At 59.6% G+C, this 13,541-nt stretch carries 11 protein-coding genes; 10 read left to right on the top strand and 1 reads right to left on the bottom strand.

The features are described from left to right. The first annotated feature begins 5 nt into the window (after positions 1-5). Complete coding sequence (gene cysW, locus EK22_RS01795; RefSeq protein ID WP_036247457.1) at positions 6-869, top strand: sulfate ABC transporter permease subunit CysW; 864 nt, start codon at positions 6-8, stop codon at positions 867-869. Positions 870-938: 69 nt separating this feature from the next. Then, positions 939-1,952, top strand: coding sequence for a sulfate/molybdate ABC transporter ATP-binding protein (locus EK22_RS01790; RefSeq protein ID WP_036247454.1), 1,014 nt, complete (start codon positions 939-941; stop codon positions 1,950-1,952). A gap of 229 nt (positions 1,953-2,181) precedes the next feature. On the opposite strand, the gene EK22_RS01785 is transcribed toward EK22_RS01790, so the two are convergent. Further along, a complete protein-coding gene (locus EK22_RS01785; protein ID WP_235209203.1) occupies positions 2,182-2,694 on the bottom strand; it encodes a hypothetical protein in 513 nt (170 codons plus the stop codon). Positions 2,695-3,040: 346 nt separating this feature from the next. Between EK22_RS01785 and EK22_RS01780 the strand changes: the two genes are divergently transcribed. From EK22_RS01780 to EK22_RS01745, 8 genes are all read left to right on the top strand, one after another. Beyond that, entirely contained in the window at positions 3,041-3,379 is a 339-nt protein-coding gene (locus tag EK22_RS01780; RefSeq protein WP_036247448.1) for a DUF2956 domain-containing protein, read from the top strand. A 125-nt stretch (positions 3,380-3,504) separates the two neighbouring features. Beyond that, positions 3,505-3,954: an SRPBCC domain-containing protein gene (locus EK22_RS01775; protein WP_036247445.1), complete on the top strand. Its 450-nt coding sequence runs from the start codon at positions 3,505-3,507 to the stop codon at positions 3,952-3,954. Between the two features lie 537 nt (positions 3,955-4,491). Further along, positions 4,492-4,959, top strand: a complete 468-nt coding sequence (locus EK22_RS01770) for a YsnF/AvaK domain-containing protein (RefSeq protein ID WP_020158573.1) — start codon at positions 4,492-4,494, stop codon at positions 4,957-4,959. A 39-nt stretch (positions 4,960-4,998) separates the two neighbouring features. Beyond that, positions 4,999-5,829 carry a YsnF/AvaK domain-containing protein gene (locus EK22_RS24840; protein WP_036247443.1) on the top strand — a complete coding sequence of 277 codons (831 nt, stop codon included), beginning with the start codon at positions 4,999-5,001 and terminating at the stop codon, positions 5,827-5,829. A gap of 194 nt (positions 5,830-6,023) precedes the next feature. Further along, positions 6,024-7,712, top strand: coding sequence for a tetratricopeptide repeat protein (locus EK22_RS01760; protein ID WP_152564985.1), 1,689 nt, complete (start codon positions 6,024-6,026; stop codon positions 7,710-7,712). Between the two features lie 307 nt (positions 7,713-8,019). Further along, the gene (locus tag EK22_RS01755; protein ID WP_036247442.1) at positions 8,020-8,793 is read left to right on the top strand and encodes a symmetrical bis(5'-nucleosyl)-tetraphosphatase; all 774 of its coding nucleotides are present in this window, start codon (positions 8,020-8,022) and stop codon (positions 8,791-8,793) included. A 383-nt stretch (positions 8,794-9,176) separates the two neighbouring features. Next, on the top strand, positions 9,177-12,452 hold the full coding sequence (locus EK22_RS01750) for an efflux RND transporter permease subunit (protein WP_235209202.1): 3,276 nt from the start codon (positions 9,177-9,179) through the stop codon (positions 12,450-12,452). Continuing rightward, positions 12,449-13,540, top strand: coding sequence for an efflux RND transporter periplasmic adaptor subunit (locus tag EK22_RS01745; protein WP_036247440.1), 1,092 nt, complete (start codon positions 12,449-12,451; stop codon positions 13,538-13,540). The genes EK22_RS01750 and EK22_RS01745 overlap by 4 nt, the downstream gene beginning before the upstream one ends. Position 13,541 lies beyond the last annotated feature (1 nt).

Here is a 13,541-nt window from a genome sequence, read left to right as displayed (position 1 = left end):
ACGACATGAGTGCTATCGCTTACCCTATCAATGAAGCCAAAGCCGTTGAGCGACCGCAGGCGCTGCGTGATCCCGACTGGGTCAGATGGAGCCTGACCGCTGTGGCCGTCGGCTTTATCGTTCTGTTTTTATGCCTGCCTTTGGGCATCGTCATTATCGAGGCTTTCTCGAAAGGCTGGCAGACCTACTGGTCGGCGTTGACTCAGCCCGACGCCCAGGCTGCCATGCAACTGACGCTGTTGACGGCCCTGGTGACCGTGCCGCTCAACACCGTGTTCGGCGTGGCCGCGGCCTGGGCGATCACGCGCTTCGAGTTTCGCGGCAAAAGTCTGCTGACGACCTTGATCGACCTGCCGTTTTCGGTGTCGCCCGTGATCTCCGGCCTGATCTTCGTGCTGCTGTTCGGCGCCCAGGGCTGGTTCGGCGAGTGGCTGTCGGCGCATGACGTGAAAGTCTTGTTCGCGGTGCCGGGCATTATCCTGGCCACCTTGTTCATCACCTTCCCGTTCGTGGCGCGCGAATTGATTCTCCTGATGCAGGAAATGGGCAGCGAGGAGGAAGAGGCGGCGCTGTCGCTGGGTGCGAGCGGCTGGCGGACCTTCTTTTGGGTGACCCTGCCGAACATCAAATGGGCGCTGCTGTACGGCGTATTGTTGTGCAATGCCCGCGCGATGGGCGAATTCGGCGCCGTGTCGGTCGTATCGGGCCACATCCGCGGCCTGACCAACACGCTGCCGCTGCATGTCGAAGTCAGCTATAACGAATACGACTTCGTCGGCGCCTTCGCCAGCGCCTCGATACTGGCAGGGCTGGCCATCGTGACGTTGATCCTGAAAAGTGCGCTGGAATGGCGACAAGCCAGACGATAAATCCGACGTTGGTAGGCTGGGTTGATAAACCCAGCCTACAACAGCTTCAATAAATTTTTGAGACGACTTATGAGTATTCTGCTTTCCAACATAAGCAAAAAATTCGGCCGGTTTTCGGCGCTGAACAACATCAACCTGGAAATTCCCGAAGGCGAGTTGGTCGCGCTGCTCGGGCCCTCGGGCTGCGGCAAGACCACGCTGCTGCGCATCATCGCGGGCCTCGAACGGCCCGATCAGGGCCGCGTATTGCTGAACGGTGAGGACAAGACCGAGCAACACGTCAGCCATCGCGGCATCGGCTTCGTGTTTCAGCATTACGCGCTGTTTAGGCATATGACGGTCTTCGACAACGTGGCCTTCGGCCTGCGGGTCAAGCCGCGCCGCGAGCGGCCGGGTGAAAACGAGATCGTCAAAAAAGTCCATGGCCTGCTGGAGTTGGTGCAACTGGACTGGCTGCACGATCGCTATCCGGATCAATTGTCCGGCGGCCAGCGCCAGCGCATCGCCCTGGCGCGCGCCCTGGCCGTGGAGCCGTCGGTGCTGCTGCTGGACGAGCCGTTCGGCGCGCTCGACGCCAGCGTGCGCAAGGATTTGCGCCAGTGGCTGCGCAATCTCCATCACGAGCTGAACGTTACCAGCATTTTCGTGACCCACGACCAGGAAGAAGCCATGGAAGTCGCCAGCCGCGTGGTCGTGCTCAACCAGGGCCGCATCGAGCAGCAGGGCTCGCCCAGCGACATTTACGACCATCCGGCCAACGCCTTCGTCTCGCGCTTCATCGGCCAGACCAATGTGTTCACGCCGGAGCAGGACGACGCCTGGCTGGCCACGTTCGGGCTACAGCCGGGCAAAACCGCGCACGTGCGTCCCCATGACATCGATATCGAGAAATCGAGCGAGCAGGATGCGCAAGCCATCTTGAAAGACTGGCAGCATCTGGGCGCGCTGATCCGCGTCGAACTGGTCAAGAACGGCTCGAACGACCGGTTTTACGCCGAAATGCCCAACGAGTACTTCAAGCGCCTGCAGCTCGATAAAGGCGACAAGGTATCCCTGCGCATACGTCAGGCGCATTGGTTTTAGAACGATGGAACGCAAATGCCGCCCCGGCGTTACCGGAACAACCATTGACCCCGTTTTCCCGATTCCGGGTATCGTAGGGGCGGACCTGCGTGTCCGCCCTGTTTCCGGTGCACGACGGGTTACCGGAGAGCCATCGGCCGAAGGTGAATCGTTGGCCAAGGGACAAACACACAAATTCCCCCCAATCGTATCCGCCCTGTCATGACGGCCATATTTACGGATGGCGGTTTTAGATATCCATGAACAGCATCGGAATGCCGTAAGTCAGGACAAAATAGCTGAACGCAGTGATAACACTGATGCTTGTTCGGTACGAGAAAAATTGCCGGAGAATGTAACTGACGATGGCGATATACCAGCCGACCAGCAAGGTGGCCAAAATGCCCGAGACCTCTTCCCGGTATTCGTAATGCTGCATCACCATATAGAAATACAAGGCTTCGGTGCCAATGGCCAGCGTCATGATGAAGTTTTCACAGATAAAAATAGCGGTGAACAACTGGCCGAAATGCTGCCATTTTCTCATGGCCAGCAATAACACGCTGATGGACGAAAAAGCCATAATGGTTCTCAGCAAGACTTCCAGCGTGCCATCGGCGGGATCGGCAATCAGGCTTTCAACAATAATGCCGGAGGCAAGGTAGAAGCCTATGGCTTTCCACATGAACGACTTGGAGGGATATAACTCGCTTGGATCGTTTCTGAACCAGCAAAGGGAAAGGTATTTGAGTAATAAATTCATGGTAAAAAAGAGTTAATTGATTCTGCAGCGCGAATGATAAATAAAAATTGCGGTTTTGGGTGCATTTTAGTGACATAAGGCGCGGTAAGAACCGATGAGCACCGTCCGAGCAACCCGCCGCACAGGCAAATGACCGGTTTTTAAAGTCCCAGTCGATTTGACGCGGCAGCATTTTTAGCGGTTAATGTTGCCGCTTATCGAACAATCATGATTTGAACAAACGGGTCCGTATCGGCAACAGCAACAGACTCACGCGGGGGGCGCGGTTAGTGGCAGGCCGTGCGCTTGCGCTGAGCCGGTCATCGGCCAAATGCGAATCCTAAAGAACTCAACAGGAACCTATCCCATGGCTAAAAATGTTTACCAGAAGCCGTCGCCGGAAATCCAGGCGGAAGCGGTTAAAATCGCCAAGGCAACGCAGCGCCCCGCGCAAACCAAGGAACAAACCAAGCTGATCGCCCAGGGTATTGAAAAAGGCATTGCTCTTTATAAGAAGCAGCAAAGGGAAAAAGCCAGGGAGTTGAACCGGAAACTCAAGCGTGTCGCAAGCCAGCCGCGGCCCACCGCCGAGCCGGAGGATCAGGAAGTCGTGGAGCGGATTGTTTACCGGCAACACTGGCTGCCCTGGTTGCTGCTGGCTTTAAGCTGGCTGGGATGGGGCGTTCATTTTGTCGCTTCCGGGTGACAATGAACAGCCATGGCCTGAACCCGTCGCATGGGAACGCGATCATGTGACGGACGCCCCGCCTACCCGCCGGTGCCTGAGTCAATTGTCTTCGTAATATCAGCTAACAATATATAAGGAAACCAATGAGCAGCCATCAGCTACAAACTGAAATTGAAATTGATGCGGCGCCCGACCGGGTCTGGGCCATTCTGACCGATTTCGCGTCCTATCCGGCGTGGAATCCTTTTATCAAATACGTTCATGGCATTCCGCGACCGGGCGCCCGGCTTGAAGTGCGTATTCAACCCAGCGGCGCCAGAGGCATGACTTTTCGGCCTTCGGTGCTGGCGGCTGAGCCCGGCCGCGAGCTCCGCTGGCTGGGCCACCTGCTGTTGCCCGGCGTGTTTGATGGCGAGCACCGCTTTGAGATCGAGCCCCTTGCCGCCGGGAACGTGCTGTTCCGGCAAAGCGAGCAATTCAGCGGCCTGCTCGTGCCGATATTTAGAAATAGTCTTGAGCGGGATACGAAGCGAGGCTTCGAAGAGCTGAACCGGGCGCTGAAGGCGCGCGCCGAGGCGCATGGGCCGGGCTGACGAACACGGCATGCGCGGCTGTCAATGCCGCCGGCGTATCCCTTCCACCATGACATCTCATTAACGCTTCGATGTTTAAACAGAGGATGTGCCGACGCCAGGAGGCGCACTTGTGCCCTTTAGGGTATCATTCGCGAGCGATGCGCTTCACTGCGCCGCCTGGCGCGCCTGCTTTTGGCCGGCACATCCTATGCGGGATGCTAATTTCATAAATCCATTTTTAGCCAAACCCTGCACGCAACGCTTGCCTATCCTGCAACCAAGCCCAACCCGCGCCACTGCTGGGCGGACAATAATTCTTTGCGTCTGTGTAGTGGCGTACATACGTCTGCTGATTTTTTCTGTAACTTGAATTTTACCAAGAGGAAATAGCTTAAAACTGGGTTGGTTTCCGGAAGGAATCCGCTCATCGTTTAATTCAAACTATTGAGGAGAACAGCGTGACTCAACCAAAACAGGCCAGGATCAAGCCGATGCCGGCGGTGCCCGCTTCGGTGACTGCTTGTCAAGCCGCGGCCTTTCAGGCGGTTAATAGCCATGAACCAAAACGATGACGCTGTACAACACGCAAAACACCAGTCGGGGAATCGGCGGGAAGTCAATCATGCGGCTGTAATCCCTGTTATCGAGGAACAGTTCCGCGTTGATAAAAAACGCGTGAAAACCGGCACGGTACGCATTTCAAAACGCGTTACAGAGCGTGAGGAAACGGTAAACGTGCCGCTGGTTCATGAGGATATACAGGTGGAACGGGTGGCTATCAACCAATTCATCGATGCACCGCCTCCCGCGATCCGATATGAAGGCGACACCATGATCATTCCGGTCATCCAGGAAGTGGCCGTGGTGGAAAAACGCCTGATGCTGGTTGAGGAACTGCATGTTATTAAACGCCAGAGCCCAAGGCAGGAAACCCAGACAGTGAATTTAAGGAAAGAGGAGGTGAGCGTTGAACAAACCAACGCCGGCCGCTCTGACCATGCCACTGAAGAAAATGGAAGCTGAGAATCTTTTTTTAACAATAAACGTTGATAGGTAACAATCATGAGCCAGACAATCGTAGGTATATTCGACGATCCTTCAGAAGCGCAAGAGGCCGTACAACAGCTTCTCATTGATGGTTTTTCACGCGCCGACATCGATCTTTCATTACCGGAGTCCGTACAAGGCGGGGACAAGTTCAGTAATTTTTTCAGCTCTTTATTCGGCGCCAACGTGGGAAAATCCTATGCCGAAGTCGCGCGCCAAAGCGGCGCCATCGTCACTGTTCATGTTGACACGCAGGATGAAGCAATACGCGCCACGGAAATTCTTGATGAAGCGGGCGCCCTGGATATGGACGAGCGGGCCATCGAATATGGCGTCGAACCGCCCGGATATCAGGCCGAAACCACAGAGTTCCAGCCCGGCACGCCCGAATATCAGGCCGGAGCCGCTGCGTTTCAGCCCGGCAGTCCCGAATACGAGGCCGGCATCGCCGGTCAGGAAAGGCATGGGGCTGAAGCGGCCAGGGAAGAGACCGTCATTCCGGTGATCGAGGAACAGTTAAAGGTAGGGAAACGGGAAGTGGAAACCGGCCGGGCCAGGCTTCGCAGCCGGATCATTGAACGCCCCGTGGAAGAACACCTCAGGCTGCGCGAGGAGCATGTGCATGTTGAAAGACACGCCGTCAACCGGCCCGCGACCGAAGCCGATATGGAAAGCTTCAGGGACAGTGAAATAGAACTGACCGAGCACGCGGAAGTGCCTTTGGTGACCAAGGAAGCCCGCGTCGTCGAGGAAGTGGAGTTCGGCAAGGACATAGAAGAGCACGATGAAATCGTCAAGGATAAGATAAGAAAAACCCAAATCGATGTAGAGGAAAAAAGACCCTGATCATCGGCCTGATGCAATGAGCATTTTTGAGAACGGCTGAAAAGCGGCGGAGAGTGACTCGCCGCTTTTCATTATCCGGTAGCAGCCGGGTTTCATTCGTAGACACTGAACGTAAGGCGATGATTTGAAAGGCCCGTCGGCCATGCCAGCCATTGGGCCGCCCGTCCGCGGCGCTGTTCATCGCGAGGGACGTTATGCCATTGACCCGCTCCTTATACCGCACATTACTGTTGCTGATCGTGTTCGCGGTCGTGATGCTCGCCGTCAGCGCCCACGCCTGTCAGGAACGATCCGGGGCCCGTCGGCTCGGCGAGATTCATTTCCCGACCTCGGCCCGGTCGGAAAAGGCGCAAGCCCATTTTTTGCGCGGCGTCGCTGCGTTGCATTCCTTCTCGTACGATCTGGCGCTCGAGGCATTCCGCAAAGCCACGGAAATCGAACCCGATTTCATGATGGGCCATTGGGGTGAGGCGCTGGCTTTCAATCAGCCGCTCTGGGGAAAACAGGACACGGAAGCCGCGCGGAAAGTGTTGGTTGATATCAAGGACGTTCCGAAGCTGAGTCCCAGGGAGCGGGCTTACCTGCAGGCGGTGAAACGATTATATGGCGAAGGCGACAAGGCCGCGCGCGATCAGGCCTACGCAACGGCCATGGAAAAAGTCCATCGGGACTATCCGGAAGACCTGGAAGCCGCGTCCTTTTATGCCCTGGCCCTGCTGGGAAGCGTCCGGCCCGACGACCCCGGCAGCTTGAGGACCCGGATCAGGGCGGGCGCCATCGCGCTGGAGGTGACCCGAAAGGAACCCGATCATCCCGGCGCGACGCACTATATTCTCCATGCCTTTGATGACCCCGACCACGCCATCCTGGCGCTGCCGGCCGCGCGGCGCTATGCCGACATCGCGGCCGAGGCGCCGCACGCGCTGCACATGCCATCGCACATTTTCCTGCAACTGGGCATGTGGCCGGAAGCCGCCTCGACGCAGGAAGCGTTATGGGAGCAGCAGAAAAACAGTCCCATTGGCGAGCGCGACTACCATAATCTTTATTGGCTGTTTTACGTCTATCTGCAACAGGGCCGCTACCGCTCGGCGGAACACTTGCTTAGCCTGATGCGGAAAAGCCTGGCCGAGGGGCCTGAAGACGACAGAGACTTCCAGGGCTATGCCACCTTTGTGCTCTCCGGCATGACCGCGGCGTTCATTTTTGAAACCGAACGCTGGGATCTGGCGACACAGTTGATTGATCCGCTGCAGCGCAACGCCGGGCATTTCATCTCGGCCGTCGGGAACAGTCCCGGTCCGTATCAGGCACTGGCCCGGTATGTTCAGTCGCTCTGGACCTTCACGCAGGGCATGGCGGCGGCGCGGAAAAGCGCGCCCGTCCAAGACAGCATTGACGCGCTGCAGGCCATGGAACGGCCGGCCGTTTCGGAAGAACTGCCCGGCGTCGGATTGCCTCTGCCCAAGGTCTTGGCCATCCAGCGACTGGAGATCGCGGCCGTGGCGAGCGCGGCCAAAGGCGAACTGGACGAGGCCATTCAGAGCATGGAAAAAGCCACCGCCATGGAGGATTCGGTGCCGCCTTTGCCGGGGCCGCCACCGCTGATCAAGCCCACGCACGAATTGTTCGGTGAAATCCTCTTGCAGGCCGAGCGTCCGGCAGAGGCCGAAAAACAGTTCAGAACCGCGCTGCTGCGGCAAACAAGCCGGGCCCGTTCATTGCTGGGAGCCGCCCGCGCCGCGGCCCGGCAAGGCGATCGCGAGGATGCCGGGGACAAGTATGCCAGGTTACTGCGGCAATGGCGGCAGGCCGACAAAGACTTGCCGGAACTGCAAAAGGCACGGAACTACTTACAGCAGGACAGTGCATCCGTCTTATAAGGAACGCGAATTCAAGGAATGACAGGGTGATAACCCGGCCCGCCGCTGGTCGGATTGATAACAAAAAAGCCCAAAGCCGGCGGTTTTGTTACAAAGCCGCGCCGTCACGCGCGTGATACCTATTCAGTCAGGCACGGGCCGATCGCTGCCCCGCGCCTGATATGCCTTTAATTATCAATCACTTATTCAACAGGCAACTTGATTTTTGCCTCTATTGACGCTTTATCGGCCCATGCGCTCCGGCATGGCATCATAATTGATACGCCAGGGATAAGAGAACAGCACGGATAACGGAGACGCTTAAACCATGACGACTTACGCCATCGGCAGTGTAAAAGGCGATTATCAATCGCTACTGAAATTACTGGAAAAAATTCAGTTTGACCCGGACAACGACAACGTATGGTTTGCCGGCAATCTGGTGAATGAAGGGCCCGAGTCGCTGGCCGTACTGAGGTTTGTCAAAAGCCTGGGCAAAAAAGCCGTTACGGTGCTGGGCGATCAGGAACTGCGTTTGCTGGCCCTGGCGGAAGGGCTTGAACGGCCGACAGCCGACGATAGGCTGGATGACATCCTGAAGGCGCCGGACCGGGACGAACTGTTAAAGTGGCTGCGCCGCCGGCCCCTGGTTCATCATGATTCCAAACTCAACTTTACCCTGGTGCATGCCGGCATTCCCGCCGAATGGAGTTTCAGCCAGGCGCTGACTTTCGCCTACGAAGTCGAATCGGCGCTCAGCCAGGACAATTACGCGGCTTTGCTGGAAAACCGGGGGCAAGGCCAGTCGCGCTGGCATGCCAAGCTCAGAGGCTGGAAACGGCTGAATTTTATCGTTAACGCCTATACCCTGATGAAATATTGCGATGCGCAGGGAAAACTGGATTTCAACGCCAAAGGTCCGGCAGATGCGCAAGCCGAAGACCTGATGCCCTGGTATCGGCTGCCCGACCGCCCGACGGCTCACCTGAATATCGTTTTTGCCGATGAAGCCTGTTTTGAAGACAGCGCCTTTCCCGGCATATACCCTTTATCCTCGCAAGGCGGTTTATCCGTGTTGAAATTGACGGCACCGCCGAAATAACTGCCGCCCCATTTCCCCCGTATGGGCGGACCTGCGTGTCCGCCCTGTTTCCGGTGCACGATGAATTATCGAAGAACCATTGGTCGATGGTGAGCCGTTGGGCAAGGGCGAACACACCGATTCGCCCTTACGGCATTGCCGAAACAACCGCCGGCCCATTGCCCCCGTACGCCCCACATACCCGATCCCGCCGCACAATTTGATCAATATGCCGATTGACTGCGCAATATCAGTTACTATCATCCATAAAGGTATTAGCGTGCGCTGAATAATCATCTGCCGTTATAATCCGGACAAACTGTAGCTGGACAAGAACCGTCGCTTGCAACGTCAGACGGGCGGCGCCATTAAAAATCATAAAAAAACAACACTATATTTTTAATTTGACAAACTCTAGCCCAACTCGATCAAACCACCCGCTCGACCGCCTGGTCGCCTATGCCCTGAGAGGCGGCCTGCCGGTCCTGTTTTTTACCCTGGCCCTGGCTCTGGGCGTTATCGCGCTGCTGTTCACGCCGCGCGAGGAAGAGCCGCAGATCGTCGTGCCGATGGCGAACGTCATCGTCTCGGCGCCGGGCCTGCCGGCGCCGCAGATCGAGAAGCAGATCACCCTGCGCCTGGAAAAACTGCTGACCCAGATCACCGGCGTTGAACACGTCTATTCGCGCTCGTCCAACGGCCAGGCCATCGTCACACTGCGCTTTTTCGTCGGCGAAGACCGCGAGGATGCGCTGCTCAACACCTACAACAAGCTGTACTCGAACCAGGACCAGATTCCGGCCGGCGTCACGGCCTGGCAGGTCAAGCCGGCCGAGGTCGACGACGTGCCGATCGTGCTGGCGGCGCTGTGGAGCCGCGCGCCGGAGCTGTACAGCGATTTCGAGCTGCGCCGGTTCGCGGACGAGATCACCGAGCACCTGCAGCAGATCGCCGACACCAACCAGATCACCGTCGTCGGCGGCCGCAAGCGCAGCGTCAACGTGCTGCTCAATCCGCAGAGCATGGCCGCGCGCAGGACCACGGCCCTGGACATCGCGCGGGCCGTGCAGAAAGCCAACCAGTTGCACAACGCCGGCATCGTCTCGGCCGACAACCGCGCGATCCGGCTGGAGGCCGGCGACTTCGTGCGCTCGGCCGAGCAATTGCGGGCGCTGGTCGTCAATGTCGTAGACGGCATACCGGTCTATCTGCGCGATGTGGCCGACATCACTGACGGCCCCGAGGAGCCAGAAAACTACACCTGGCTCAATTTCGCCGAAGGGCACGCGCTGGCTGATAAATATAAGGGCGACTACCCGATGGTCACGATCGCGGTCGCGAAAAAACGCGGCTCGAATGCCGTCTCGGTGGCCGAGAACGTGCACGCGCGCCTGGCCCAACTGCAGCGGGAACTGCTGCCGCCCGAAGTGCAGCTCGAAGTCCTGCGCGATTACGGCCAGACCGCCGACGACAAGGTCAACAACCTGACTACCAGCCTAGGGTTCGCGATCGTCACGGTGGTGCTGTTCATCGGCATCTTTCTGGGCTGGCGGCCGGCGCTGGTGGTCGGGCTGGCGATCCCGGTCTGTTACGGCGCCACCCTGGCGCTGGACATGTTTTTCGGCTACACGATCAACCGCGTTACGCTGTTCGCGCTGATTCTGGCGCTGGGCCTGCTGGTCGACGACCCGATCACCGGCATCGACAACATCGAGCGCTTCATGCGCACCGGCCAGGGCAGCCTGAACGAGCGCATCATCGCCGCCATGGCCGAAATCCGCACGGCCTTGCTGATGTCGACCGTCACCATCATCCTGGCCTTCATCCCGCTGGCCTTCATCACCGGCATGATGGGCCCGTACATGGCGCCGATGGCGTTCAACGTACCCGTGGCCGTGACCTTGTCGACGGTCACGGCCTTCATCGTGACGCCCTGGATGTCGGGCAAGGCGCTGAAGCCGGCCGGCGAGAGCGCGGCGGCCGCGCCCGGCCAGAGTTTCTACGCGCGCATGATCGAGCCCTGCATCGCCAGCCGGAAGGCGGCCTGGCTGCTGATCATCGCGATGCTGGTGCTGTTCGTGCTGACCGCGATCCTGCCGGTGCTGCGCCTGGTGCCGCTGAAACTGCTGCCGTTCGACAACAAGAACGAACTGCAGATCCTGGTCGACATGCCCGAAGGCAGCACGCTGGAGCAGACCGCGGCCGTCACCCGCTCGGCCGCGACGCTGGCGGCGCGCCTGCCTGAAGTCAACGCCATCGCGGCCTTCGTCGGCACGCCGTCGCCGATCGACTTCAACGGCCTGGTCCGGCAGTACGATTACCGCATCGCCCCGCACCTGGCCGACATCCGCCTGACCCTGGCACCCAAGGAAGTGCGCGAGCACCAGTCCCATGCCGTGCTGCTGCGGCTTCGGGCCCTGCTGGCGCCGCTGAACGCCGAGGGCGTGTCGGTCAAGGTGATCGAAGTGCCGCCGGGGCCGCCGGTCATCAGCACGCTGGTCGCGGAAATCTACGGCGGCACGCTGACGCCGTACGAAAAGCAGCGTGAGGCGGCCCAGGCCGTCATGGCCCGGCTGGCGCTGGAGCCCTTCGTGGTCGATATCGATACCAGCGCCGAAGACCCGCAGCCGCGCTGGCGCTTTGTGGCCGACAAGGAAAAAGCCGCGCTGGCCGGCATCTCCACCGAAAACCTGGCGCTGAACCTGGGCCTTGCCAATCAGGGCCAGGTGCCGGGCTTTCTGAACCTGGAACGGGAAATCTGGCCCGTGCCGATCAAGCTGCGGCTGCCGCAGCGCGCCCGCAGCAGCCAGCGCGATCTGGGCGCGCTGCCGGTCAAGCCGGACATGAATCCAGCCGCGCCGCCGCTGACGCTGGCAGAATTAGGTGAATTCGTCGAATCCGAAACCGAGCTGCCGATTTTCCACAAGGACCTGAAGCCGGTCGTTTATGTCATGGCGGAACTGGAAGGCCGCACGCCGGCCGAGGTGATCGCCGACGTCAGCGCCGACCTGAACAGCAGCGACGATTCGGCGCCGGCCTGGGATAACCGCACGTTCCTGAATTCGGGCGGCGGCCTGCCCTGGCACCTGCCCGACGACATCAGGCTGGAATGGGGCGGCGAAGGTGAATGGAAAATCACCGTCGACGTGTTCCGCGACATGGGCCTGGCGTTCGCGTTCGCGCTGGTCGGCATCTTCTTCGTGCTGCGCGTGCAGACCGAATCGACGACACTGTCGCTGATCATCATGTCGGCTATCCCGCTGACCGTGATCGGCATCATGCCCGGCTTCTGGCTGCTCAACCAGTTCGGCGAGCGCGTCATCAACGGCAGCCCCGATCCGGTGCTGTTCACGGCCACAGCCATGATCGGCATGATCGCGCTGGCCGGCATCGTGGTCCGGAACTCGCTGATCCTGATTGAATTCATCACGCAGGCCAGAAAAGAAGGGCTGGCGCTGAAGGACGCGCTGCGCCAGGCCGGCACGATCCGCATGCGCCCGGTCATGCTCACGGCCGGCACGACGCTGCTCGGCAACATCGTGATCGTGCTCGATCCGGTGTTCAGCGGTCTGGCCATCGCGATCATTTTCGGCATCCTGGCTTCGACGGTGTTCACGCTGTTCGTGATACCGGCCGTTTATTACCTGATCTACTCGAAAAGCGAGCTGTCCACCTCATGACCACATCCAATCTGAAAACGCTGGCGCTGTCCGCCGTGACCCTGCTGATCCTTCTGCTGATGATTCTGTGGATGGCCGGCGCCTTCCACAGCAAGATCGAGCCGCAAACCCTGCCGGAGCGTTCGGCCTACCAGGGCCCGACGCTGACCGTCGAGCGCGTGACGCTGCCGGCTTACGAGAAAGCCACCGGCACGCTGGAAGCGACGCAGGCCGGCGACATCAGCGCCCAGATCCAGGCCCGCATCAAGGCCATCCATGTCAAGGCCGGCGATACGGTCAAGCCCGGCGATCTGCTGGTCACGCTCGATGACGAGACCATCGCCGCGCGCACGGCCCAGGCGCGGGCCAACATCAACGCCCTGAACGCCCGCCTGGCCGGCGCCGAGGCGCATTACCGGCGGACGCAATACTTATACGCCAAGGAAAGCGCCACGCGCGCCGACCTCGACGCGGCCCGGAGCGAGTACGAAAGCCTGAAAGCGCAGAAAGCCGCGGCCCGGTCGCAACTGACCGAAGCCAGCTCTACGCAGGACTACGGCCGCATCCGCGCTACATTCCCGGCCCGCGTCATCGACCGTCATGCCGAACCGGGCGAGATCGCCTATCCGGGCCGGAAGCTGCTGACCCTGTACGATCCCGCCGCGCTGCGCATCGAGGCTTATATCCGCGAATCGGTCGCGGTGGGCCTGCAGGCAGGCCAGTCGCTGGAAGCCGATGTCGAGGCGCTGAAGCTGACCGTGCCCGCGACCATCGAGGAGATCGTGCCGGCCGCCAATCCCGATGCGCGCACGTTCCTGGTCAAGATGCGCATCGAGAATCGGCCCGGCCTGTATCCGGGTATGTTCATCCGCTTGCGGATTCCGCAGGGCGAGGAGCAGGTGTTGGCGATCCCGCGGAGCTACGTGCACAGGGTCGGCCAGCTCGATGTCGTCTGGGTGCTGCACAACGGTCAGATCGAGCGCCGCTTTGTGCGCACCGGCAGGCCGCTGCCCGACGGACGCATCAGGATCGTCTCGGGCCTGGCGGGCGGCGAGCAGCTCGTGCCGCCAGATAAGGCAATGTCGGCGGTGGGGCGTCAGCCGGATTAAA

The organism is Methylobacter sp. BBA5.1 (assembly GCF_000746145.1).
GTDB classification, from domain to species: domain Bacteria; phylum Pseudomonadota; class Gammaproteobacteria; order Methylococcales; family Methylomonadaceae; genus Methylobacter; species Methylobacter marinus.
The sequence above is the reverse complement of the archived record's forward strand: the minus strand, read 5'-3'. Positions and strand labels throughout refer to the sequence as shown.

Bases quoted from the DNA above. Each gene is read 5' to 3' on its own strand.
- cysW (WP_036247457.1), top strand. From the start codon at position 6: ATGAGTGCTATCGCTTACCCTATCAATGAAGCCAAAGCCGTTGAGCGA.
- EK22_RS01790 (WP_036247454.1), top strand. From the start codon at position 939: ATGAGTATTCTGCTTTCCAACATAAGCAAAAAATTCGGCCGGTTTTCG.
- EK22_RS01785 (WP_235209203.1), bottom strand. From the start codon at position 2,694: ATGAATTTATTACTCAAATACCTTTCCCTTTGCTGGTTCAGAAACGAT.
- EK22_RS01780 (WP_036247448.1), top strand. From the start codon at position 3,041: ATGGCTAAAAATGTTTACCAGAAGCCGTCGCCGGAAATCCAGGCGGAA.
- EK22_RS01775 (WP_036247445.1), top strand. From the start codon at position 3,505: ATGAGCAGCCATCAGCTACAAACTGAAATTGAAATTGATGCGGCGCCC.
- EK22_RS01770 (WP_020158573.1), top strand. From the start codon at position 4,492: ATGAACCAAAACGATGACGCTGTACAACACGCAAAACACCAGTCGGGG.
- EK22_RS24840 (WP_036247443.1), top strand. From the start codon at position 4,999: ATGAGCCAGACAATCGTAGGTATATTCGACGATCCTTCAGAAGCGCAA.
- EK22_RS01760 (WP_152564985.1), top strand. From the start codon at position 6,024: ATGCCATTGACCCGCTCCTTATACCGCACATTACTGTTGCTGATCGTG.
- EK22_RS01755 (WP_036247442.1), top strand. From the start codon at position 8,020: ATGACGACTTACGCCATCGGCAGTGTAAAAGGCGATTATCAATCGCTA.
- EK22_RS01745 (WP_036247440.1), top strand. From the start codon at position 12,449: ATGACCACATCCAATCTGAAAACGCTGGCGCTGTCCGCCGTGACCCTG.